We start from the raw sequence: 22231 nt of genomic DNA on the forward strand, positions 1-22231 counted from the left end.
AGATTCAGATGCCGCCCTCGTTAACGAGCTTCAGCAGACCGGCGTCGTCAGAGGTGCGGCTCTGATCTTTATTGGGAAGGACTCCGGCAGGGATGATCGGGACAACTTTGCCCGTTGAGCTAGGGGCAAAGAGATGCGCCAGAACACTGTGCTGCGCTACGTCTTCAAGGGTATAGGCGTTGAGCGCCTCATAAAAAACGTTCTGAGCATCGTTAAGCACCTTGATCAGTGGACAGCCGCGGCCGAAATTGCAGGGCGGATCCTTGCAGTTGATCAGACAGTCGTCACCCTCGAGCGTTCGAATCACGTTGCCCAGACGGAGCTTTCTGGCTTGGGGGTCGAGCCCCAGACCGCCGGTACGGCCGCGCTGAGTAGCGAGCCATCCTTCCTGACTCAAACGATGGACGACCTTAACGACATGATTGCGGGTCCAGCCGATGCGCTCAGCAATTTCCGTCACCGTCGTACGGTCCTGCGACGGGCGTGCGCAGAGGTACATCAGCACGCGAAGCGACAAGTCGGTGAAACGGGTAATGTGCATGGGAGGAAATGAGCTTGCAGAAAATAAAACAACGCCGTTCGGACGCAATGCCCGGAACGGCGTCGAACGCTGGGGGCGTCAGCAGACGCACCCCTGAGCGCTGAGTGTACTCGGAAAATTAATCGGCCGAGCCGGTACCGAACACTTCCGTGTGGATGCGAGCAGGGATAACACCGATGTCCTTGAGGGCCTTGGAGACATCCTGCATGAAGCCGATCGGGCCGCAGATGAAGAAGTCGGCATCCGGATCCTGGCAGAAGTTGCGGATGTTGGCGGGCGTAATACGGCCGGCAGCATCGTAGTCAACACCGAGATGGTCGGCCTGGCCCGGCTGGGTGAAGAAAATCCCCTTGGCAGCGTTGGGCATGCCCTTAATCGCGGCATCCACTTCCTTCTTGAGCGGGTAGTGCGCCAGATTCTGCGTGGTGTAGAGGAAGTGCACCTTGCGCAGCGGATTTTCAACAGCGAGCGTCTCGAGCATCGGGACCATCGGGGTGATGCCAATACCGGCGGCGATGAGAACGAGCGGGTGTTCAGACTTAGCGTCTTCAAGCGCAAAACCGCCGGTCGGAGCCGAGAGTTCGACCACATCGCCCACCTTCACGCGGTTGTGAAGGATGGAGGAGACGAGACCGTCAGGAGCACCCTGCGTGCCGAGGACAAGCTTCACGGAGATGCGCAGCATGCCGCTGCCGGCAGCCTGAGACAGCGTGTACTGACGCGGCTGGGCGATCTGCATGGCCTTCGAGAAGACGCGCACGGTCGTGTACTGACCCGGGAGATAGCTGGGAACCGGGCCGCCGTCGGTCGGACGGAAGTAGAAAGAGACGACGTCTTCGGATTCCTGAACGCGGTTGACGCATTCAAAGGGACGCCAGCCGGACCAGCCGCCTTGAGCAGCGGTCTGCTGGTTGTAGATATCCTGTTCGGCCTTGATGAGGATGTCGGCGAGCATGCCGTAGGCAGCGGTCCAGGCATCAATCAGTTCCGGCGTAGCGGCGGCACCGAGCACTTCCTTAATGGATTCAATGAGGTGGTGACCGACGATCTGATACTGCTCGGCGCGAATGCCAAGCGAGCAGTGGCGCTGAGCGATCTGCTTGACGGCGCCGAGGAGGTTTTCCGGATGCTCAATGTTCTGAGCATAAGCAAGCACGGCAGCGGCGAGCGCCTGCTGCTGCGCACCGCGAGCCTGGTGCGCCTGATTGAAGACGTTGCGCAGTTCGGGGTTCTTCGAAAGCATGCGCGCATAGAAATGCTTGGTGAGATCGACGCCGTGGGCCTGCAGAACGGGAACGGTGGCCTTGACCAGTTCGATCTGATGAGGGGTCAACATGAAAACTTCTCCTTAATTGAACGGATAATGTTGAAATTCTGGGGATTTTGGGGCTCTCGTCCTCTTGATTAGACGGGCCGCCTGATGTCTTGACGTCATAGTAGCACGCTTGCGGCGAAAAAGATGCATTTTCAATACATCTTTTTATTGCAGAATGTTTATGCCAGTTTTCAATGTATGACGCAAGAAATGAAAATTGGATTTTCGAAATGTGCAATAGGGAAGTTCCCTCAGTACATCCCTTAGGCGGTAATCGATGGGTGTATTCTTGCAATCTACTAGCGTTAACTGTATGAATAATATGTAAAAACAACATTACAATTAGAAATAATTAAATTCTGAAAGGGCTTGTGAATTCAATGTGGCGGCAGTTATACTTTCACCTGTGTTCGGACGGTTCGATCAACGTTTGGTGGTTTGGTTGATTTATCCGAACGCCGTCTGCCTAGCAGGCGAAAAATTTGGTTGATCGCGCATCGTGCGCATGCCACAGCTGGTCCCTGCGGCATGCGCTAACCGAAGGAAGACTTCGACGGTTTTCCTGAAAGCTGAAAACGGTGCGGGATAGGACGCGTTTCCGAGGGCATGCTCGAGAAATAGACGTTCCGGCTCTGAGAGGAGCTGCAAAGCCTCAGCGGCGGTTCGGGTTTTTCTCCTTTTCCCGAACCGCCGTTTTATTTGAGCGTCAGTCAAGGGTCTCCGAGAGGATGTGCTTCAAAGTCATGTTAGGCTTGGGGCGCACAACACCAACTCACTCGGAATATCTTTCATGCGGTTTTTCAGCAGGTCGGGCTGCGGCAAGTTCAGTGCTGTCATATCTGCAGGTCTTTCAGCCGCAGCACTATTGATGATCTCGGGCTGCTCAGTGGTGCAGGTCAATGGTACTGAGCGTACTGCGGATGATGCTTTATGCCTTGTGCGGCCTCAGATTGCGGACCCTGCGCTGCATAAGCTTCTGAAAGATCTGCTAGCGCGCAAACGCTTCAAAGTGACGGAACTCGCCCCGGGCACTGCACCGAACGTTTGCCGGCAGACGCTGGTGTATCGCTGGGGCGTGGAACAGTATTACATCCCGGCTCTTGTTAAACAGTATCCGGTGGCCTTTGATTTCTATGAGTCGGGCGTTAAAGTGGCCAATGCGAGCTTTGACCCGACGCGCAACCTGATTTCTCCGCACGTGAAGTTCGTGCGCAGTTCCCGCTATTGGGCGCGCACTTTGGATAAGCTTTTTCCGGGGCGGCCCCTGGTAGGCGACTAGGATCGCCGATGCGGCTGACGAGGCCGGCCTTTCATAGGCTGATAAAAAAGCGGCGCTTAGAAATGCTCTAAACGCCGCCCGCATCACGATGAATGCATCGCAATGCGCTCTGTCATGCCGCCCAGAGCTTCGGCTTCATGAGAAGTGAAGAACGGGACGGCAAATTTGTCACGCAAGACCGGTGATACGGCCGTTTTGCACGTCAATGGACATGGCCGCAGGCTTCTTGGGGAGCCCCGGCATACGCATGATGGACCCCGACATGGCCACCACGAAACCCGAACCGGCGTTGAGAATCAGACGCTCGATCGGAAGCGTAAAGCCCTTCGGAGCGCCAAGCGCCTTCGGGTCGTCAGTGAGCGAGAACGGGGTTTTGGCGACGCAGACCGGCAGTTTGCCAAAGCCGAGCTCTTCAATGCGCTTGAGATCCTTGAGCGCAGCAGGAGCAAGCTTCACGCCGTCGCCGCCGTAGGCCTTCGTGACAATAGCGTTGAGTTTGTCAACGATGGGCGCATCGGCCTCGTATGTGTGCACTAAGGGATGGAAATCTTCGGCCGCGGCAACGACTTCGCGAGCGAGCGCTTCGGCGCCTTCACCGCCCTTAGCAAAACCATCCGAGACGGCAAAGCGGACGCCGAGTTCGGCGCAGCGGGCGCGGATCACTTCGATTTCAGCTTCGGTATCCGTGTGGAAGTGGTTGAGTGCCACAACAATGTTCGGTCCGAACTGCTTGAGGTTGGCGATGTGAGCATCCAGATTGACGATGCCGCGCTTGACCGCTTCAAGGTTGGGCTCGCCGATTTCGGGAAGCGGCACGCCGCCGTGCCACTTCAGCGCTTTGGTGCTCGTAACGATGACAACCGCGGCAGGTGCGAAGCCGGCGGCGCGGCACTTGATATTAAAGAACTTCTCTGCGCCGAGATCCGAACCAAAGCCCGCTTCAGTGATGGCGTAGTCGGCAAGCTTCATCGCCGCCCGCGTGGCCGCAACCGAATTGCAGCCATGGGCGATGTTGGCAAACGGACCGCCGTGGACGAAGGCGAGGTTGCCTTCAATCGACTGCACGAGGTTGGGCTTGAAGGCTTCAAAAAGCAGAGCCAGAAGGGAGCCCGTGGCGCCTAGTTCGCCGCAGGTGTATGCCGTGCCGTCCGGGCGCAGGCCCAGAACGATGCGGTCGATGCGGCTGCGAAGATCTTCAAGGTCATTAGCGAGGCAAAGCACGGCCATCAGTTCAGAGGCTGCGGTGATGTCAAAACCGGCTTCGGTCGGAATGCCGTTGGCCGGGCCGCCAAGACCCGTGATGATGTTGCGCAGCATGCGGTCGTTCACGTCGAGGACGCGGCGCCAGTAGATTTCACGCAGCTGCACCTGACCCTGATGACGGGCGTTGTCTAAGAGCGCGGCCAGAAGATTGTTGGCTGCCGTGATGGCGTGAAGGTCACCCGTGAAGTGCAGGTTGATCGCTTCCATCGGCAGCACCTGGCTGTAGCCGCCGCCGGCGGCGCCGCCCTTCATGCCGAAGACCGGGCCCAGAGAGGGCTCGCGAAGCGCGAGCGCAGCATTTTTGCCCAAACGCTTCAGACCTTGAGCGAGGGCGATGGAGGTCGTCGTTTTGCCCGAACCGGCGGGCATGCCCGAAGTAGCGGTGACGAGGATCAGACGGCCTTTTTCCTGACGGGAAGGATCGAGCGTTACCTTCGCCTTGTCGCGGCCGTAGGGTTCGAATTCGCTGTCGGCGAGGCCGGCGGAGTGCGCGAGCTCATTGATGGGAATGAGCTTGGTTTCCTGAGCGATTTCAATATCGGTCTTCATCGAGAAAACTCCAAAAAAGTGGAAATGGATGGAATTCGATACGAGAAGGCGGCGCGCGGTGCTTACTGTCTCCATAGAGGGCGCTCGACAGCAGAGCTGGAGCAGACATCCTGCATGGTTAGCGATGAAGAGACAAGCTGTACGGCTGCACGGTCAGCGGCGTTTGATGCACCGCTGCGGGGTTGTGCGGCAGTATGCCTCAAAAGCAGAGAAAACAGGGGACGACAGGCGCCGAAAATGGAAAAAGCACCGCCAAAACAGATTGGACGGTGCCTTTGATGAATCCTCAATGCTCAGAGCGGGTCGCCCGAGAGCAGGAGGAGGCGTGCAATTTCAGCAGCGTTATGGAGTTCAAGCTTGCGGTAGGCGCTGCCGCGGTGAACCTGAACGGTTTTTTCCGAAATGCCGAATTCTGCAGCGACTTCTTTATTGGAATAACCCTGTGCCACCATGCGGATCACTTCGCGTTCGCGCTGCGTGAGCTGCTCGAGACGGGCCTTGAAATCTGCGACTTCGGCCTGATCGCGGCGGTTGGCTTTATTGCGGGCGACGGCAGCTTCAATCACATCTATGAGACGAGATTCCTTCGCGGGTTTTTCCAGGAAGTCGAAAGCGCCGTTCTTCACGGCATTCACCGCCATGTCGATGTCGGCGTGACCGGAAACAAAGACGATCGGCAGATCGCAGCCGATCTCTTTGAGTTTATTCTGAAGCTCAAGTCCGGACATGTTGGGCATGCGCACGTCGAGCAGAATGCATCCGGGACGACGGAAGTCGTTGGCCGAAAAGAACGTGTCAGCATCGCTGAATTCGACGCATTCATAGTTCTCGCCCGACAATAGGAACGACCAGGAAGAACGAACGCCGGCGTCGTCATCAATGATGCGGATAAGTGGCTTGTTGTTGTTGCTTTCCATCACGGTTGAGGCCTCGAGAGGGTCTTGGGACTGCAGATTTTCCAAACGGGGAAAACGCGGTCGGAAGTTGATTTTGAATATTCTAATATTGTGAGACCGCATAAGTGCGCAAAATTTCCAATGCGCTCAGCAAAAATCGGCTTGAATCGATCCGCGGTGAAGTTAAGGAGACCCTTGTCATGACCATTTCAGCTCAACCTCAGCGTCCCATGCGCCGTCGGGATCGAGAACTTCCCCGTGAAGAGGCGCTTCGCGCGGCCCGCGCCGCGGGTCACGCTGTGCTGAGTTTCATCCATCCCGACACCGGAGTCCCTCAGGGCGTGCCCATTAGCCCGGTGGTGACGCCTGAAGGCATTGTCTACTGGCATTCAACCAATGAAGCGAGCCTCAAGGGCGAGGGGTTAAAGAAGGATCCGCGTGCTTCGCTCACGTTTATCGCCTATGCTGAAGATCTCCCGGAGGAATATACGGTCGATTATGCGAGCACCGTCATGACCGGCCGAGCGCATATCGTCACGGATCCGCAGGAGCGGCGGCAGGCCATGCTGGAGATCTGCCGGCGGTATGCGGGTGCCGAGCGTGATGCGACATCGACGGAATATTTCGATCACGCCGGCAGCCAGATCGACGTCTGGCGCTTTGATCCCGAAATGGTTACGGGCAAGTCTCGGAGCTGGACGGAAAAGGTTTCGCACATTCTGGCCAAGCAAGGTTTCTGAGGCCTGCGCTATAGTCCGACGACAGTTCTAACGGAAGGATTTACATAGACATGATGCTCAAACGCGCTTCACTTTTTGCCGTCCTCCTTTGTGCCGGTATTGCCGCCGCAGGGTGCGCCAGTAGTCCGAAGTCGCCTGCCGAGCCGGCGGATGAGTCGGCGCAGTTTGCTCCAGTGAACTATCTCGACATCTGCCTCCTTGAAAATAATGAGGTGAAGAGCCCCAAGCTTGTTGATGCCATTGAATCGGGCTTTCGCAAGGCCGGCGCCAATGTGAAGCGCCTGCGGGCCGGTTCGGGCCCTGATGCCTGCAGCTTTGTGGTGACCTATGAGGTGCCTAACAAGCAGGGCTCCGTCAATGTGATTCGCTATCAGACCTATGAACACGGTATTCCCCGTGTAGATGCAACGGGTTCAGCCCCACAGGGCCGTGCGCTCACGGTGCAGGCTGTGGAGGCTTATTCGGCAGAGCTCTTATCGAAGCTCGCACACAAAAAAGCGGGCGTCGAAGGCGGCCAGTCCGCAGTGCCGTCTAAAGAGTGATCTTCGGACACAGCTGCCGACGGCTTTTGGCTGCGGGCGGTGCCTGCAGCCGACGGCGCCGCGGCAAAAAAGGGGGCGCCGCGCTTTGCCGCCCGCGCCCTCATCTCTCGTACAATACTGCCCGTGCGCTGGAGGTATCGAAAGCATCGGGCATGTCCCGCAGCGGCTTCGATTGAGAAACACTCCCAGAACCGGATCAAGTTCAGACTTGCGGCGGGAAGCGCTTCAACATCACTCCATTTGAGGACGAGCTGGAGGGGCCCCTAGTGCGGCCGTTCGTTCGCCCTCCGAGATGCGCACAGCTGACTTCAATTTCCTGATTAAGAAGGACCCACGCTGTGAGCACATCTTCAACTGACCCGTCTGCCCGGACTCCGATACCGCCCGTTCTTCCTGCGGAGGATTTGTCCGGTGCATCCGGTGATCTTGGTCTTTTCGCAGGGCGCCTTCCGGGCGTGCGCGAATACAGCCGATCCGCCTGCGGCGAATTAGTTCCTTTCCGTCGGGTTGATTTGGATCCGACACCCGCTTCTTTTGGCGGCGGCGTGCAGCCCGCGATTTACCTCTGCGATGTGACTGGTCCCTTTGGCGAAGGCGACGGCAGCCAAAAACCACGTCTGCGCAATCGTCCGTCTCCGGGCACACCCACGCAGTACGAGAGTGCTCGCGCGGGTGTTGTCACACCTGAAATGGCGTTTGTGGCTGAACGAGAGAATCTCAACCGCAAAGTATTTTTGGAGACGCTCGCGAAGCTCGGAAATCCCAAAGCCCGGGCGCTTTATCAGCGTGCTGCTGAGGCGCCCTTCTGGACGCCTGAAGATGTTCGTTCGCTGGTGGCCCGGCGAGAGGCGGTGATTCCGCTCAACTTCAATCATCCTGAAGCCGAGCCGATGGCCATCGGCAAGGCCTTCTCTACGAAGGTGAATGCCAATATCGGCACTTCAAGCACAAGCAAGGATTGGCATGAAGAGATCGGTAAGCTCAGAGAGTCGCTCCTTTGCGGTGCCGATACCGTGATGGATTTGTCGACGGGCAAGAGCATTGTAGAGACGCGCGAAGCGCTTTTGCGGCGTTCGCCCGTACCGCTCGGCACAGTACCGGTCTATGAGGCACTTGAGCGAGCGGGCAGTCCCGAAGCTTTGAATTGGGAAATTTTTCGGCAGACGATGGAAGATCAGGCTGCGCAGGGCGTCGATTACATGACGATTCATGCGGGCTTGCTGAAGTCTCATGTGGCGCTCACGCGAGAGCGGCTGACCGGCATCGTTTCCCGCGGCGGGGGTCTCTTGGCGCTGGCGATGAAGCTCACCGGCGAAGAGAACTTTCTTTACACGCACTTTGACGAAATTCTGGCGATTGCCAAGCACTACGACGTCACGCTTTCACTTGGCGACGGTCTGCGTTCAGGCTCTACCCATGACGGTACCGATGCCGCGCAGCTCGCCGAACTCAAAACCTTGGGAGAACTCAATCGCCGTGCGGCCAAAGCGGGCGTGCAGGTCATGATTGAAGGGCCGGGACATATCGCCATTCCGCGTATCCGGCTTAATCAAGAGCTCGAAGAAGTCTGGTGCGACAATGCGCCGTTTTATACGCTCGGGCCGCTTGTCACCGATATGGGGGCCGGCTATGACCACATCACGGCAGCCATTGGCGGCGCGATCATCGGGGCTGCGGGCACTGCCATGCTCTGTTATGTGACGCCCAAGGAGCATTTGGGGCTGCCCAATGAAGCCGACGTGCGCGAAGGCATGGCAGCCTTCAAAATTGCCGCACATGCGGCGGACCTTGCCCGCGGTATCCCCGGGGCGGATCTGCGCGATTTGGCGATCAGTGCGGCGCGCTTTGAATTCCGTTGGAACGATCAATTCCGCCTTGCCGTGGATCCGGCCAGAGCGGCGGCATTTCATGATGAAACGCTCTCGGGTTCTGGTGCGCGGGAAGCGCATTTCTGCTCCATGTGCGGACCGAAATTCTGTCCCATGAAGCTTGCTCGTGATCTTTTCGATGATGAGCCGTCTTCAGGGGCTTGAGATCTTAATGCGGCTTTGAGTCCAGTCTTGGTCACCGACAAAAATGGGTGCGGCAGCAATGCCGTACCCATGAAAACACTTCTTTCGGCCATCCGCTCATCCAACAGACGATGAGCGAGCTGCAGGCGGGCCGCGCTGTTTGTCAGTCGTTTTCGATGGTTTGGTCTGCTGCTGCGGCTTTTGCGACATCGGCCTTTGCCCGGCAGTCCTTGCAAAGCCCTTGAATAACGGAACTTTGGAAGTCGAGCTCTACGCCGTGGTCTTCGAGCAGGTGGCCGGAAAGCGCCGCCGCCATGCGTTCAATTTCGCTGCAGCGCAAATGAAAGAGCGTTCCGCAGGCGCGGCACTTGACATGGAATTCTTCGGTGTGCGGGTCGTCGAGATATTCATAGACGGCAGCAGAATTCTTATCGACCACGAATTTGCGAACCGCTCCTTCTTCGACCAATGTATCGAGATTACGGTAGATGGTGGTGAGGCCGACCGAAACGCCGAGCTTTTTCACGGCGTCAGCGACATCCTGAACACCGAGATACTGGCCGGTGCGCTCTTTGAGGCAGGCCAAAACAGCTGCTCTTTGGCGGGTCGTATAGCGAGTGGATCTCGGCATCTTGAGCTCTCCCCTCTGAAAATGCTTAGAGGTCTTTGGGCCGAATCATACAATTTCGGTGCTCTTCTTGACAGCAGCGGCCGCCGCGCAATCATGGCGGAACCGGCGAATAGCTGCTCGGCAGATGAGCACCAGCAGCAGTACGGCGACGGAGGCTAAAGCGGTTACGCCGCCGGGCGCTGCGTCAAGCAGGTAGGCGAAAATCAAACCCAAGAAGGCATCAATGATGCTGATGACGATGGCTGCGATCAGCGTTCGTTTGAAGCCCACTTTGAGCTGGAGTGCCGTAGCAGCAGGGAGCGCGATCATGGAACTCAGCACGAGTACGCCCACCATCGGAATGGCGGCGGCGACGGCAGAGGCGGTGAGCAGAGAAAAGGCGTAAGACCAGCGCCGGGTTTTGACGCCGGCCGCTCTGGCGGAATCTTCATCAAACGCGATGACGGTGAGCGTTGAGAGCCCAAAGCCTACCCAGAGCAAAGCCGCGGCGGTGATGGCGAGGATGCACCAGAGGTCGGTTTGGCTGATCGTCAGAATGCTGCCGAAGAGAAAACTCTCCGCGTTGCCTTTGACGAGTCCCATGGTGATGAGCGTGAGGGCAATGCCGACCGACAACGCCTGCACGATCGTCAGAACCAGATCTCCGTAATGACGAAAGACGCTGCGAAGCGCTTCAATCATGAGACCGCACACGGCTGTGAAGACGAAGGTCCCCACGACCGGGTTGACGCCCAAAGCCAGTGCTGCGGCTGCGCCGGCAAGCGACGAGTGACTCAGTGCGTCGCCCGTCATGGAGCTGCGCCTGAGCACCAAAAATAAGCCCATAACTGGACAGAGCAGCGACATTGCGAGTGTTGCGGCGAGCGCGCGCTGCATGAAGCTCATCTGCAGCGCCTCGAAAAGCGATTCAAACATGCTCAGCCTCCGAGCTTACGTAAGCGCGCTCCTCGGTCTCAATGCGCTTTTGGTATTCGGCCGGCGCATGGAGCGCCCATTGACCATTTTCGATTTCAAGCACGCCGGAGGAACACTTATAGACGGCTTCAAGATTGTGCTCTACGGCGATGATGGTCGTTCCGTGTTTATGGTTGAGATGCGTGAGAAGGTCATAGATTTCGTCTCTGCCTGCGCGGTCGAGCCCCGTAGACGGCTCGTCGAGCACGATGAGATCATTGTCGCCGAGGAGCGCCCGTGCAATGAGAATGCGCTGCCGCTGACCGCCGGAAAGATCGCCGAAAAGCGTATGTCTGGCGGCGCTCATGCCGACGGAGGAAAGTGCATGCTCAATCGAGTCTTTGCTGCGGATGCCGCGCATGCGCCGCCAGCTGTCGAGCACTTCTTCGGCTGTGATCGGAAAGGACGCTGCCGCAGGCGCACTCATCTGCGGCACGTATCCGACACCTTGGGCTGAAATTTCGATACGGCCTGAAGTGGGTTTGAGCAGTCCCAGCACAAGCTTGATAAAAGTGCTTTTCCCTGCGCCGTTCGGACCGACTACCGACCAGTATGCGCCGGCAGGAATATCCAGACTCAGATGATTGAGCAGATAGGGGGGCTCTTCCGTATAGGAAAAACAAAGGTCAAAAATGGAAACCATTTTCAAATTTGAAACAAAGCATGTACATCGGGTTTCCCCGTGCTTAAGAAGAGTATGCTACCACCACACTAAAAACGAAAAGCGTTTTCGTTTTCAAATTAAAGGAAGGATCATGTTGAGTCAAAAAGTTTTCGCTGCGGCAGCCAGTTCGGTGCTTTGCCTGAGTGCCGGCGCTGCTGCAGCGGCTCCGGCAGACGATCTTATCTGCAAAGATGCTGCTGCTCAGGGAAAAATTGTGGCTGCGGCGAGTTTTAATGCCATGGCGGAATTTACCCGTGCGGTGGGCGGAGATTATGTTTGTGTGGAAACGCTGATTCCGGGCGGAACGGAGCCGCATGACTTTACGCCGACGGTACGCACGGTAGAAGCGCTCAAGAAAGCGGATCTTTTGATCCTGAACGGTTTTGGGATGGAGCCCTGGGCGGAAAAAACGGCTGCGGCAGCGGCCAATGATCACCTAACGATTGTGACGGCTTCGGCCGGTGCTTCGCCCGTCAAGCTCACGGATCCAGAAGAGGTGAAGGAGCACGGGGCCAATGACCCGCATCTCTGGCTGTCGCTTTCCGGAGCGTCCTTGGAGGCTAAAAATATTGCTGCGGCGCTCGCCAAGCGCGATCCGAAGCATGCGCAGACTTATCAGCAAAATGCTGAACGCTTTGCCGCTGATCTGGACGTCCTGAAGAAACAGTTCATCAAGGAGACGGCCGATGCAAAGCGCCGTGCATTTGTGACGGGGCATGCTGCTTTCGGATATCTCGCGCGTGATTTTGGACTTGAGCAAAAGAGTATTGAGGATCTCTTTGCCGAAGGCGAACCGACGATGAAGACGCTCGCTGAACTGGCCAAATACTGCCGCAAAAACAATGTTAAGACCGTTTTTGCCGAGGAACTCGTGAGCCCGGCTGCGTCAAAGACGCTGGCTGAAGAAGCGGGCGCTAAGGTTGTGGCCATCTACACCATGGAAAGCAACGAGTCGGGGCTCTCCTATCTGGAGCGCATGAAGAGCAACCTCACGGAGATTGCAAAGAGTCTCAAGGAATGATGTGCAGCAGGTAATACCTCAGAACTGGACGCAATCGGAAGACGTACACTTTTACGCATACGTAATGATGCGGAAAATTTATCTGAAAGATTCATGATTTAATTTCTGCATCAATCCAAAAGCATTCCGTTCCTCTTTTGTGCTGCTCTTCTAGCAGTGCAAAAGAGGATTCTCCAAAGGACAAACCTCATGCAGTTGAAAAAACTCTTTGCCGCTCTCGCCGTTTCCGGCGGCCTCGTCTTTACGCTCGCCGGCTGCGGCGATAAGGCTCCGGCTGAAAAAACGGCCGCTCCGGCTCAGACCGCCGCCGTCGAATTGAAGATCGGCGTTTCGCCCGTGCCGCACGCCGACATCATCAACTTCGTCGCGCCTACGCTGGAGAAGGAAGGCGTAAAGGTCAAAGTGATTGAGTTCAACGACTACGTGCAGCCCAATCTGGCACTTGCGGAGAAGGAGCTCGATGCCAACTTCTTCCAGCATAAGCCCTATCTGGATACGTTCTCTAAGGAACACAAACTGAACCTCGCTGTACTCACCGCGGTTCACCTTGAACCGATGGGCGTTTATTCCAAGTCGATTAAGAACGTTGCAGACCTGCCTGACGGCGCAAAGATCGCCGTGCCGAACGATCCGACCAATGGCGGCCGTGCGCTGAAGGTACTTGAAACTGCTGGTATTCTGAAGGTTCGTCCGGAAGCTGGCATTCTGGCTTCGCCAGCTGACATTGTCGACAATCCCAAGCATGTGAAGATTGTTGAGGTTGAGGCTGCCCAGCTGCCGCGGGCGCTCGATGATGTGGATGCTGCCGTCATCAATTCCAACTATGCGCTTGCCGCGAAGCTCAATCCGACGAAGGATGCAATCGCTATTGAATCGAAGGATTCGCCTTACGCCAATGTGGTCGTTGTCCGCGCGGGCGACGAAAATCGTCCTGAACTGCAAAAGCTGAAGAACGCGCTTCTCACGCCTGAAGTGAAGAAGTTCCTCGAAGAGAAGTATCAGGGCGCTGTCGTTCCGGCCTTCTAATCGGCAAAGACGGGCGGGAAAATTTTTTTTCCGCTCTTCAGATGCTTTTAGCCCAGCCTTCTTTATGAAGTCTGGGCTTTATCGTACGTATTAGCCCGAAAGACCGCGGGCGTCTTTTAGGCGAAAAAGCTCGGCCGTTCCGAAGAATGCCGAGCTTTCTGATTCCGATTGACGGAAGACTTAGAAAGTCACCGTATCCGGATGGAGTCCAGAGAACGAGGTCTGCGGCATGGCCGTCAGTTCGTTGACTTCTTCGGGCGTCAGCGAGAAGTCAAAAACGTTCAGATTTTCCTGCTGATGCGCGAAAAGCGTCGACTTCGGGATCGGGGCGATGCCGCGCTCAATGCACCACCGCAGAGCGACCTGGGCAGGCGTCTTGCCGTGGGCGGCAGCGATCTTTTCGAGCAGCGCATGGCGCAGCAGCGTGCCGCGGCCGAGCGGACTCCAGGCCTGAACCTGAATGCCCTTGGCACGGCAGAAATTGACGGCGGCCGGCTGCGCATAGCCCGGATGAATTTCGAGCTGATTCACCATCGGTTTTACGCGGGCACGGGCAAGCAGCGGAACGAGGTGATGGGGGAGGAAGTTGGATACGCCGATGGCACGGACGCGCCCTTCGGTGTAAAGCTCTTCGAGCGCACGCCAGGCGCCGGCGTTCTGTGCCTGCCAGACCATGGGCTCTCCCTGAGCGGCCGGCCAATGGATGAGGAGCAGATCGAGATAGTCCGTCTGCATCTGGGTGAGGATCATCTCATAGGCTTCGCGGGCGCTCTCATAGGAGCGGTGTGAAGCCCAAATCTTGCTCGTCAGGAAGAATTCAGAGCGCGGAACATCTGACGCGCGGATCGCTTCGCCCATACGCTGAGCGTTGTTGTAAATCTGTGCGGTGTCGAACTGGCGGTAGCCGAGTTGTATCGCTGTCTGGATGGTGCTGTCAAAATTCTCGTTGATGGGAATCTGCCACGTCCCGAAGCCGATGGTCGGCATCTTGACGTCGTTGGCGAGCACGGTCGTTTCGGTAAGCGGTTGAGTCGCTGTCATTGATCTTTTTCTCCGGCCGCAGTTGGGATGCTGCGGACGTGCAGTGAAGGCAGCGGCGCAGAAAACCTGACGTCTTCAGCGGGCTGAGGGATGCTTGTTGGGAAGGAGCCGTCAGGAATGCAGTAATACTCCAAACGAACCGGCCTCAATCGTACCCGATAAAAGGCTGATCCCATTTGATCTCAGAGAAAAGATTATCGCGATGTAAAGGTTCGCAGAGGATTATCCCAATGGACAAAAAGGCTTTTTGTGTGATCTGTCCATTGTTTAACAGACACTGCTGAAGGGCATCCCCCAGCTCAACAGCATTAAGGCTCGCAGAGCACCGCTTAAAATGCGGGTGCTACTGGCAAAAGAACACTTTTAGGCGCAAGGCATGCAGCACATTGATCCGGAACTTTTCACTTGGCTCTTTATTGGGGCTGTCGGCCTCGTTGCGGGGGGTTGGGGTTTGACCCGAGCAGCGTCGCGGCGCCGCGGCGAGGCTGAGCTGAGCCGCTTGGGCAAAACGTCTGCCGCAGCGCCCCGCCGTCGGGAGCGCATTGCTGCTCGCCGTCCGGATGTGCCGAAGGCCGTTAAAAAGGAAACCGTGGAGTCCAAAGCGCCTCAGCATGGCCCTGGCCGGCCGGCTGCCTTTCTTTTGAAGTCCGCCGACGGCCGGACGATTGTTCTGCAGCGTGCGCCGGAGGCTGAGTGTCGAGAGGGGCTCGAGCGCCTTTATGCCTGCGCGGGCGACGCTGCAGCTCTCGAAGATGAGCAAAATAAACTCGACGCAGCCGCTCAGCAGCTCGCCCTTCGAGGCGGAGCGCTTGAATGGAGCGTGGATTCAGATCTCGCTCACAACGCCTTTGTTCTTTGCTGTGCAAAAACTCAAGAAGCTCCCGCCACCGCCTCTGCCGCCGCTTTGGGGACGGGCGGTCTGCTCATGGGCAACAGCTCCGCGCTCGATGGGGCGGAGCCCCTTTTCGCTGCTGTCGAAGAGGGGTTCCGGATCGCAGCCGCCCCGGAAGGCGTGCTCCTGCGAAGCCTTAATGACTGTCTCGAGAGCGCCGAGAAGCACCTGAGTCGCCTGGAGAAGCTCTCTCCTCATCGCACAGAGGATTGGCTGCAAACGGCAGACAAGATTAAAGCGCTCGGTGAAGAGGCTCAGCGCCTCACGATAAACGGGAACTGGGCAGATTGGGATACAGCGCTGACGCTCGAAGTCATTGACGCTTTGACGCAGTCGGTTGACGAGCGGATATTGAAGATTGACGCGGCGCTCGAAGCTGCCGCAGAATCTGACGCGCTGACCGCTCTTGAATCCGCTGACACTGCCTTGAAGCGCGCTTACGGACTTCTTCTCGAACGGATCAGTGCCGTATTGCTCTTAGAGGCGCTCGCGGCTTCCAATGTTCTTTATTCCACGAACTACTGCCGCGGCATGCATTCTGCCTCCCGCATCGCTTGGCGGGCGGAGGCGTTTCCCAGCACGCAAAAAATAACGAATGCGGTTCATGCATTGATTTTGCAGACGGCTGAAACCTCCGGGCGCACGATGACGCCTCAGGAGCTTGATCTTCTCGGCGCCGTCAAGCAGGATGCAAAAATGCTTGAGGCCTTGGAAAGCGCATCGAGCACTGAACTCCAAAACGGCGTAAAGGCGCTTCAGCGGGTGATGGATCGCCGCCTGCTTGCAGAGCATCCAATTGCCCGTTTAATGATCTGCATGGATGGGGACGGCGCGGCACATTTTGCCCGGCCGCTTTAGTGCCCGAAGGAGGTCACGCAGACCCCAAAAAGAAAAACCGCCGGATTCTGAATGAATTCGGCGGTTTGAGCAAGAAGCAAAAGTTAGAGCAGGTTGGCTGTGAGCTCGGCAACCATTGTGCTCGATGCGATCACGGGAACATCTACCGCTTCCGCACAGATATCGCGCAGCGTCTTGGAATAACCCATGCAGTCGAGCACGATAACCTCCGCGCCTTGATGAGCGAGCTTTCGTGCGGCTTCTTGGAGTTCTTCTTTAGAGGCCGTGTAAGGAGAGGCAGCCGCAAAGACGGGAGGCTTATCGAGTCCTTTCCATTTATTGAGTTCGCTTTGGGCTTGCTCAATGAGCGGCACCATAACGCCGACCTGCAGCGGGTTGAGGAGCGCAGCGAAAACGGGCGGAAGCAGTCTGTCGGGTTCGATGAGGCGCACTTTCTCTGTAGTCAGCCCCTCAAATTCGCCCGTGCAGAGCAGCACGATCGGGCTGCAGCCCGCTTTTTCGAGCTGATGGATCTTTTCCTGCAGAGCCTTGCGGACAGCAGACTTTCCTAAGACGACTGCGGTACCGTCAAGCATGCGTGAGGTGAGGAGTCCTTCACTTCCCACCGGAGCGAATTGCTTGTCCACTTCCGCTTTGGTCAATCCGTCGAGACATCCGGCGTGCACCACTTCTGTGCCGGCTGGCGCAATGGCATTAAATACCGGCGCCAAATCAGGGCGGGGAGCCTGACCGATGGTAAGCGTTGCGAATTTCTTCATAATTCACATCTTATTTGTGGCGAAGACCCGGAATGATGGAGGAGAAGAAGCTCAGCAGCGCGTCGCCGGCGATGAGACCGGCTGCAAGCACTTCCAGCGGACCGCGGGCATCTGGCCCCTTGATCTTAAGCACAGCGATACGAATGCCCAGACCGATCAAAACGGCCCAGCCAGCCATCGGATTGTTGATAAGAAGGCCTGTGGCCAGCAGCACGCCCATTTGACGAGACGGACCGCCGATAAACTGAATGAGGGCGCCGGGGATGGCCCAAATCAGCAGTGACTTCGCAATGTCGAAAGATACGCCAGCCTGAATAGCGGCGATATACACCTTGGCAACCGGCGGTACAAGGCCCTGCGAGAAGAAGTCCTGATAAACAAAAGCGACGACCGGGATGGCGATGAGGAAGGCCATGGAAGCAGCCAGGAACTGCTGACGGCGTCCGTCGAGTTCAAAGGCGGGGTTCTTCCCGTTGCCGCGAAGAATCCACCCGGCCTTCAGGTCATAGCCCATATCGGCAAAAGCCGGACCCGTCGCAGCGGCAAAGCCGCACAGCATGGCCAGCGCTTCCGGCGGAAAGCCGATCAGAATACCCACAAGGAGTGTAATCAGCGCTACGGCAAAGGCCGGGAACCAGCCGGAATGCATAGCGGCAAGACCGACAATCATTTCATGCACGAATGCCGCAAAAGCTGCATAGAACATGAAGGCGATGAGCCAGCCCACCGACATGTGGTGATACATGCCGCTTCCGAAAGCGATCAGGACGGAGATCAAGGCAAAACCGATGGAACCGATGCCGATCGTGCGGCCGATCTGTTCATCTTTATGTTCAGGCATTTCAACGCCATGCTTGGCGGCATGTGCCTTTTCCGCGGCTGCGCGTTCGTCGTGTGCGTCATCCTTTTTGCCGCGCATCAGGAAGATGATCTGAATCAGTGCGACCAGACCGGCGCCGGCCATGATGCCGTGCGGAATGTAGAGCGCATTGATGTCAATGCCAAAGACCGGGCTGCTGTAGCCGCGCAGGAGAAAGCCGATGCCCAGCATGCCGAGTGCCCAGACATTGCCGATAAAGGCTGTACCCAGAGCGGCCGTCGGGAACTTGAAGAAGGATCCTAAGGCGCCAAGAAAAATGCCGATGCCGAGAAGGACGGCCTGCTTGCCGCCCTGATCGCCCGCTTTAATGGACTCCGCAGCAGCAACGCCGTGCGGCCAGGCACCGGTAGCCGGGAAAAGCTTGGTATTGAAGAGCTTATAGAGCAGGAACCCGTCGAGCAGCATGGCGAGCGCGACGCCGATAAACATCGGCACGACCATGTCGGGACGGCCGAAGAGCCAGGGAATGGCAATCGGGAGCAGAAGCGAGTTGGCCGCACCGAAGGTGGCGGCAGAAGTGGCGCTCTGAGCAAGGTTTTGCACATGCACCGAGCGATAGTGGCCGAAAAACTTGAGCGGCACACGGGCCACGATCATCGCCGCCATAGCGCCGATGATGGCGGTGTTAGGCGTCACCCCGAGGCTGACGAGCAGCTGCACGCCGATGATTGCGCCGAAAACGCAAAGAATCACGAGCAGCACAAGCGTTGCAGGATCCCAGACCTTTGGGTGCTGCTGCAGCGGTGGAGTTTCTATTTCTGACATAGCTGTTCCTTAATGAGCAGTGACCGGATGCCGAATTCCGAGGTTCGGCATCCGCAATGACGGATCATTGTTGTGAATACGCCGGGCGCGGTATGGAATTAGTGTTGGCCGCTGCCCTGAAAGTGCGTCATTGAGCCGTAAAGCTTGGTGATGAGCTCAAATTCCTTCTTGTCGTAGAACGAACACTCGTTCTGCGTGAAGGCCTTGGCCACCTCAATTGAATAGCGCACGGCGTCATCGACATCGACGAGGTGTGTTGCGCCAGTGCCGCAGCCGGGGACGACGGTTTCCGTCGTGATGGCAATGCCGACGACCGGCACATGAGCAGCAACAGACGGCTGCAGGATGGAATTCATGTGGTAGAGCCCATTGCCGTAGGGCGTGATGTCCTGCTGAGTGATCGGGAAAGTGGCCGGGAGCTTCCCGGTCGTGACGCTCATAATGTAGAGGAGGTCTTCGGAAACGCGCAGGATATAGCCGTCGAGCACCGTGGGCGAGATGGCAATGCCGTTGTGGCAGATGATCTGATTGCCTTTGGTCGTGTCGATCGACAAAATGGCATCCATTGCCGGGTCAATTTCTTCCTTATTGAGAACGTCCATCGTCACAGGCGAATCCATGAAAGGAGCGGGCTTGTGCGGCAGCGTCGGCGCATCCGGACAAATGTGAGTGCCTACGATCACGTCGCCTTCGAGTTCATCACCGCGCACCGTCATGCGGGCGAGCTTGGCTGCAATGGCTGAAGCGGCAAGTGCGCCGTCGCCGTCAGACGTGAAGCCGATGCGTTCCGGGCGGGCGCCAAGGCCGCCGAGGCGGCCGACGATGCCCAGCGTGGGAGCCGTGCCGCCCTTCGTCTTGCCGTTCTTGCCCGGAATAAGGAACTTCACGAAGTCGGTGCTGCCCTTGGCGCCCGTCACCGTCGTGCAGGTGGCTTTGACATTGCCTTCGGCGGTGACATATTTGACGACATCTTCGCCGGTAACCCGGCCGTCGTCGAGAAGATCCGCGAGTTCAATGACTTGTTTGAAAGACATGATTGAATTCCTCAGGAGAAGTGTTTGATAAAAAAGTTAAAGATCAAGCGGGCCTTGTACTGACGAAACGGCAAAATACCGATCGACGGCAGCGCCGCCCGCCTCAATGGCATCAATGATTGGAACGTTCAGATCCGGGAACCAGTGAGCAATGCCCATGGTTGAGAAACCGGTGCAGGAAAACATGATGACGTCGACTTTTTTGGCGAGCTCCTCGACGCATTTCTTCGCGCCCGCACGCCCCCAGTCGGTGAGGAGGTCTCGAGTATCTTTAACGCCGTCAATGCCGACCGCTGCAACCATTCGGTCGCCGAGAATGCTGCGGGGCACGGAAGGCACGTCGCCGGCGATGAGGCTTAAAACCCCGACACGGCTGCCCATCGTGAGCGCCATGGCTGCGGCGCAGCTTCCGGCGCCGAATACGGGGATACGGCAGACCTTGCGTGCAGCTTCAACGCCCGGATCAATGGCGCAGCTCACGAGAACGGCATCTGCGCCGTCCTTTTCGGCTCGAAGGCATTGTTCGACGATGCGATCGACACAGTCCTTGGCAATCTTCTCATTGGCGATGCCTTCGGGCTGGTTGGGGATGCAATAGGTGCGGGTCGGAATGCCGTAGAGCTTTTCAATGATCTTGGCGTGCTTTTCAAGCACTTTTTGATCGGTTGAAGAAAAAACGCGGATCACGGCAAGCGTTTTGGGATGAGTCATGGCAAGCACCCTATGAAAGGATTAGGAAGCGGAAGGATTGCCGGCTGTCTGGAAGCGTTCAAGCGTGCCGTACAGACGCGTGAGAAGCGCAAATTCAGCTTCGTCAAAGAAGTGCAGCCGACCGGCGGTGAATTCTTTTGCGGCTTCAACCAAGAAGCGCACGACATCGTCAACATCTTCAACATGAGTTGCGCCGGTCGCGCAGCCCGGGACGGAGGATTCGGTCGTGATGGCCACGCCGACGACGGGAACTTTGGCGGCAAAAGCGGGCTGCACAATGGAATTCATGTGATAGAGCCCGTTGCCGTACGGTGTGATGTCCTGCTGCGTGAGCGGGAACGCAGCAGGGAGTTTCCCGGTGGTTACGCTCATCAGTGAGAGCAGATCTTCACTCATGCGCAGGATGTAGCCCTCTTTGATGGTGGGTGAGAGGGCGAAGCCGCGTTTGTTGATGATGCGGTTGCCTTTAGTGGTGTCCACCGAGAGGATGGCATCCATGGCGGGGTCGACTTCATAGCGGTTCTTAACGTATTGATCGACGCAGGAACTCATAAAGGGCACCGGCTCATGCGGACGCGTGGGGGCGTTTTCACACACTTGAGTCGTTACGATGACGTCTCCCTCGAGCCGGTCGCCGCGCGGCTGCATTTTGATGAGCTTTGCGGCGGCAGCCAGCGCGGCGAGTGCGCCGTCGCCGTCCGAAACAAAACCTTTGCGGGCCGGACGGGCGCCGACGCCGCCAAGCCGCCCGATGATGCCGAGTGTGGGGGCGGAGCCGCCGCTGATCTTCCCGCGCGTTCCAGCAATTTCACAACGAATGAAATCGGTAAAGGTGCCGGGTTTATCGCCTTCGACGCGTTTGACCGAAACCTTCGCAGAGCCAAGCGCCGAGAGATATTCGGCAACCTGCGCTCCAGTTGTTCGACCATCGTCGAGGAGCTCAAGCAAATCAATCACAGAGCGAAATGTCACGGTGTTTTCTCCATTTCAAATAAAACTAGATGCTTTTACTTACTGCAGCCCGCCAGGTGAAATTGCATCTTCCTGAGAGAGAATGAGCTTTTTGAGTAATTTTTCAAGTGTTTTCTTTTCGTTTTCAGAGAGGGTGGCAACCAGCCGTGCTTCTTTTTCGGTATGTGCTTTGTGGGCTCTTAATGCGAGGACTATTCCGTCTTTTGTGGGTTTGAGTACGGTGCCTCGACGGTCGTTGGGATCCGGCAGACGACTGATCAGTCCCTTCTCCTCAAGACGATCCAGACGACGTGTGAGTCCGCCTGAGCTCACCAGAATGCGGGTCTGAATGATCTTGGGCGTGATATCGATATGCGGATTGCGGACGAGGGCAAAAAGCACTTCGGCTTCACCGCGGTTGAGATCAAACTCGGCAAGCGTTTCGTCTACAGCGCGTGCAATGTATTCGCCCATTCGCACCAGCCGCGTTACTGACGGCACGCACTTGAAATGCATGCCTGGATAGCTCGCGTCCCACTCCAACTGAAAGGTGTCGACAAGGTCGCGTGCCTGTTCGGTCTCAGCGGTTCGGTTCTGATCAGTCATTAGATACCTCGACAGAAAGTATCTTCGTAAAAAGATACTAGGGATCAAAAAGAGTGGGATATACAAAATTACCCCACTGTTATTTCACAAAGCAAATAGTTTAAATGAACCTATTTGCGTTGCTGTTGTCGTGATTAAATGGCAAGCAATATCTGTGCCAAATTGAATAAATGAAGAACGTTCTCTGGCGATTTTGATTGTTCCCCCTTGTTTATAGATCGATTAAAAATCGAAACAAATCGCATCCCATATACGCGAAAAGAAACCGCCGAGTCCGGGAGCGATATGGACTTGGCGGCTTG

General features: G+C 56.9%; 21 protein-coding genes. 7 read left to right on the top strand and 14 right to left on the bottom strand.

The genetic code is table 11. The features are described from left to right. Window positions 1-4 precede the first annotated feature (4 nt). The gene (locus DES29_RS08960; RefSeq protein WP_005430723.1) at window positions 5-541 is read right to left on the bottom strand and encodes an RrF2 family transcriptional regulator; all 537 of its coding nucleotides are present in this window, start codon (window positions 539-541) and stop codon (window positions 5-7) included. 118 nt (window positions 542-659) lie between these two features. Beyond that, on the bottom strand, window positions 660-1877 hold the full coding sequence (hmpA, locus tag DES29_RS08965) for an NO-inducible flavohemoprotein (protein ID WP_005430725.1): 1218 nt from the start codon (window positions 1875-1877) through the stop codon (window positions 660-662). Window positions 1878-2646: 769 nt separating this feature from the next. On the opposite strand from hmpA, the gene DES29_RS08970 reads away from it, so the two are divergent. After that, window positions 2647-3135 (top strand): hypothetical protein, encoded by a 489-nt coding sequence (locus DES29_RS08970; RefSeq protein ID WP_016473980.1) that lies wholly within the window; start codon window positions 2647-2649, stop codon window positions 3133-3135. Window positions 3136-3303: 168 nt separating this feature from the next. Here DES29_RS08970 and DES29_RS08975 read toward each other — a convergent pair whose 3' ends face one another. Next, a complete protein-coding gene (locus DES29_RS08975) occupies window positions 3304-4947 on the bottom strand; it encodes a formate--tetrahydrofolate ligase (protein WP_016473981.1) in 1644 nt (547 codons plus the stop codon). Between the two features lie 293 nt (window positions 4948-5240). Then, window positions 5241-5864 carry a response regulator transcription factor gene (locus tag DES29_RS08980; protein ID WP_005430732.1) on the bottom strand — a complete coding sequence of 208 codons (624 nt, stop codon included), beginning with the start codon at window positions 5862-5864 and terminating at the stop codon, window positions 5241-5243. Between the two features lie 179 nt (window positions 5865-6043). Between DES29_RS08980 and DES29_RS08985 the strand changes: the two genes are divergently transcribed. From DES29_RS08985 to thiC, 3 genes are all read left to right on the top strand, one after another. Continuing rightward, window positions 6044-6583 carry a pyridoxamine 5'-phosphate oxidase family protein gene (locus tag DES29_RS08985; RefSeq protein ID WP_113854779.1) on the top strand — a complete coding sequence of 180 codons (540 nt, stop codon included), beginning with the start codon at window positions 6044-6046 and terminating at the stop codon, window positions 6581-6583. 50 nt (window positions 6584-6633) lie between these two features. Beyond that, a complete protein-coding gene (locus DES29_RS08990; RefSeq protein WP_005430736.1) occupies window positions 6634-7125 on the top strand; it encodes a hypothetical protein in 492 nt (163 codons plus the stop codon). Between the two features lie 338 nt (window positions 7126-7463). Then, window positions 7464-9158 (top strand): phosphomethylpyrimidine synthase ThiC, encoded by a 1695-nt coding sequence (gene thiC, locus DES29_RS08995; RefSeq protein ID WP_113854776.1) that lies wholly within the window; start codon window positions 7464-7466, stop codon window positions 9156-9158. A 142-nt stretch (window positions 9159-9300) separates the two neighbouring features. Here the strand turns inward: thiC and DES29_RS09000 are convergent, their stop codons facing one another. The 3 genes from DES29_RS09000 to DES29_RS09010 are packed head-to-tail and all read right to left on the bottom strand — an operon-like array spanning window position 9301 to window position 11365. Next, window positions 9301-9768: a Fur family transcriptional regulator gene (locus DES29_RS09000; RefSeq protein ID WP_021995346.1), complete on the bottom strand. Its 468-nt coding sequence runs from the start codon at window positions 9766-9768 to the stop codon at window positions 9301-9303. A gap of 45 nt (window positions 9769-9813) precedes the next feature. Continuing rightward, window positions 9814-10683 carry a metal ABC transporter permease gene (locus tag DES29_RS09005; RefSeq protein ID WP_005430740.1) on the bottom strand — a complete coding sequence of 290 codons (870 nt, stop codon included), beginning with the start codon at window positions 10681-10683 and terminating at the stop codon, window positions 9814-9816. Further along, window positions 10676-11365, bottom strand: a complete 690-nt coding sequence (locus DES29_RS09010; protein WP_046446536.1) for a metal ABC transporter ATP-binding protein — start codon at window positions 11363-11365, stop codon at window positions 10676-10678. Before DES29_RS09010 ends, DES29_RS09005 begins: the two co-directional genes overlap by 8 nt. A gap of 112 nt (window positions 11366-11477) precedes the next feature. On the opposite strand from DES29_RS09010, the gene DES29_RS09015 reads away from it, so the two are divergent. Both DES29_RS09015 and DES29_RS09020 read left to right on the top strand, forming a co-directional pair. Continuing rightward, the gene (locus tag DES29_RS09015; RefSeq protein ID WP_021995343.1) at window positions 11478-12407 is read left to right on the top strand and encodes a metal ABC transporter solute-binding protein, Zn/Mn family; all 930 of its coding nucleotides are present in this window, start codon (window positions 11478-11480) and stop codon (window positions 12405-12407) included. Between the two features lie 189 nt (window positions 12408-12596). Then, complete coding sequence (locus DES29_RS09020) at window positions 12597-13433, top strand: MetQ/NlpA family ABC transporter substrate-binding protein (protein WP_021995335.1); 837 nt, start codon at window positions 12597-12599, stop codon at window positions 13431-13433. A gap of 180 nt (window positions 13434-13613) precedes the next feature. Here DES29_RS09020 and DES29_RS09025 read toward each other — a convergent pair whose 3' ends face one another. Continuing rightward, window positions 13614-14474: an aldo/keto reductase gene (locus DES29_RS09025; RefSeq protein WP_005430744.1), complete on the bottom strand. Its 861-nt coding sequence runs from the start codon at window positions 14472-14474 to the stop codon at window positions 13614-13616. A gap of 376 nt (window positions 14475-14850) precedes the next feature. Here DES29_RS09025 and DES29_RS09030 point away from each other — a divergent pair, with 376 nt between their 5' ends. Next, a complete protein-coding gene (locus tag DES29_RS09030) occupies window positions 14851-16224 on the top strand; it encodes a hypothetical protein (RefSeq protein WP_113854777.1) in 1374 nt (457 codons plus the stop codon). Window positions 16225-16307: 83 nt separating this feature from the next. Here DES29_RS09030 and DES29_RS09035 read toward each other — a convergent pair whose 3' ends face one another. The 6 genes from DES29_RS09035 to DES29_RS09060 all read right to left on the bottom strand — a co-directional run bounded on the left by DES29_RS09035 (window position 16308) and on the right by DES29_RS09060 (window position 21929). Further along, window positions 16308-16982, bottom strand: a complete 675-nt coding sequence (locus DES29_RS09035; protein ID WP_005430749.1) for an AroM family protein — start codon at window positions 16980-16982, stop codon at window positions 16308-16310. Between the two features lie 10 nt (window positions 16983-16992). Then, window positions 16993-18627: an OPT/YSL family transporter gene (locus DES29_RS09040; protein ID WP_005430751.1), complete on the bottom strand. Its 1635-nt coding sequence runs from the start codon at window positions 18625-18627 to the stop codon at window positions 16993-16995. Window positions 18628-18725: 98 nt separating this feature from the next. Continuing rightward, window positions 18726-19661, bottom strand: a complete 936-nt coding sequence (locus tag DES29_RS09045; protein WP_016473990.1) for a DUF1177 domain-containing protein — start codon at window positions 19659-19661, stop codon at window positions 18726-18728. Between the two features lie 36 nt (window positions 19662-19697). Next, on the bottom strand, window positions 19698-20372 hold the full coding sequence (locus DES29_RS09050; RefSeq protein ID WP_021995273.1) for an aspartate/glutamate racemase family protein: 675 nt from the start codon (window positions 20370-20372) through the stop codon (window positions 19698-19700). 21 nt (window positions 20373-20393) lie between these two features. Beyond that, on the bottom strand, window positions 20394-21344 hold the full coding sequence (locus DES29_RS09055; protein WP_016473992.1) for a DUF1177 domain-containing protein: 951 nt from the start codon (window positions 21342-21344) through the stop codon (window positions 20394-20396). 39 nt (window positions 21345-21383) lie between these two features. After that, window positions 21384-21929: a MarR family winged helix-turn-helix transcriptional regulator gene (locus DES29_RS09060; protein WP_016473993.1), complete on the bottom strand. Its 546-nt coding sequence runs from the start codon at window positions 21927-21929 to the stop codon at window positions 21384-21386. Window positions 21930-22231 lie beyond the last annotated feature (302 nt).

Source organism: Sutterella wadsworthensis (assembly GCF_003315195.1).
GTDB classification, from domain to species: domain Bacteria; phylum Pseudomonadota; class Gammaproteobacteria; order Burkholderiales; family Burkholderiaceae_F; genus Sutterella; species Sutterella wadsworthensis.

What these genes read in the sequence shown, in the direction of transcription:
- DES29_RS08960 (WP_005430723.1), bottom strand. Translation starts at nt 541, where the DNA reads ATGCACATTACCCGTTTCACCGACTTGTCGCTTCGCGTGCTGATGTAC.
- hmpA (WP_005430725.1), bottom strand. Translation starts at nt 1,877, where the DNA reads ATGTTGACCCCTCATCAGATCGAACTGGTCAAGGCCACCGTTCCCGTT.
- DES29_RS08970 (WP_016473980.1), top strand. Translation starts at nt 2,647, where the DNA reads ATGCGGTTTTTCAGCAGGTCGGGCTGCGGCAAGTTCAGTGCTGTCATA.
- DES29_RS08975 (WP_016473981.1), bottom strand. Translation starts at nt 4,947, where the DNA reads ATGAAGACCGATATTGAAATCGCTCAGGAAACCAAGCTCATTCCCATC.
- DES29_RS08980 (WP_005430732.1), bottom strand. Translation starts at nt 5,864, where the DNA reads ATGGAAAGCAACAACAACAAGCCACTTATCCGCATCATTGATGACGAC.
- DES29_RS08985 (WP_113854779.1), top strand. Translation starts at nt 6,044, where the DNA reads ATGACCATTTCAGCTCAACCTCAGCGTCCCATGCGCCGTCGGGATCGA.
- DES29_RS08990 (WP_005430736.1), top strand. Translation starts at nt 6,634, where the DNA reads ATGATGCTCAAACGCGCTTCACTTTTTGCCGTCCTCCTTTGTGCCGGT.
- DES29_RS09000 (WP_021995346.1), bottom strand. Translation starts at nt 9,768, where the DNA reads ATGCCGAGATCCACTCGCTATACGACCCGCCAAAGAGCAGCTGTTTTG.
- DES29_RS09005 (WP_005430740.1), bottom strand. Translation starts at nt 10,683, where the DNA reads ATGTTTGAATCGCTTTTCGAGGCGCTGCAGATGAGCTTCATGCAGCGC.
- DES29_RS09010 (WP_046446536.1), bottom strand. Translation starts at nt 11,365, where the DNA reads ATGGTTTCCATTTTTGACCTTTGTTTTTCCTATACGGAAGAGCCCCCC.
- DES29_RS09015 (WP_021995343.1), top strand. Translation starts at nt 11,478, where the DNA reads ATGTTGAGTCAAAAAGTTTTCGCTGCGGCAGCCAGTTCGGTGCTTTGC.
- DES29_RS09020 (WP_021995335.1), top strand. Translation starts at nt 12,597, where the DNA reads ATGCAGTTGAAAAAACTCTTTGCCGCTCTCGCCGTTTCCGGCGGCCTC.
- DES29_RS09025 (WP_005430744.1), bottom strand. Translation starts at nt 14,474, where the DNA reads ATGACAGCGACTCAACCGCTTACCGAAACGACCGTGCTCGCCAACGAC.
- DES29_RS09030 (WP_113854777.1), top strand. Translation starts at nt 14,851, where the DNA reads ATGCAGCACATTGATCCGGAACTTTTCACTTGGCTCTTTATTGGGGCT.
- DES29_RS09035 (WP_005430749.1), bottom strand. Translation starts at nt 16,982, where the DNA reads ATGAAGAAATTCGCAACGCTTACCATCGGTCAGGCTCCCCGCCCTGAT.
- DES29_RS09040 (WP_005430751.1), bottom strand. Translation starts at nt 18,627, where the DNA reads ATGTCAGAAATAGAAACTCCACCGCTGCAGCAGCACCCAAAGGTCTGG.
- DES29_RS09045 (WP_016473990.1), bottom strand. Translation starts at nt 19,661, where the DNA reads ATGTCTTTCAAACAAGTCATTGAACTCGCGGATCTTCTCGACGACGGC.
- DES29_RS09050 (WP_021995273.1), bottom strand. Translation starts at nt 20,372, where the DNA reads ATGACTCATCCCAAAACGCTTGCCGTGATCCGCGTTTTTTCTTCAACC.
- DES29_RS09060 (WP_016473993.1), bottom strand. Translation starts at nt 21,929, where the DNA reads ATGACTGATCAGAACCGAACCGCTGAGACCGAACAGGCACGCGACCTT.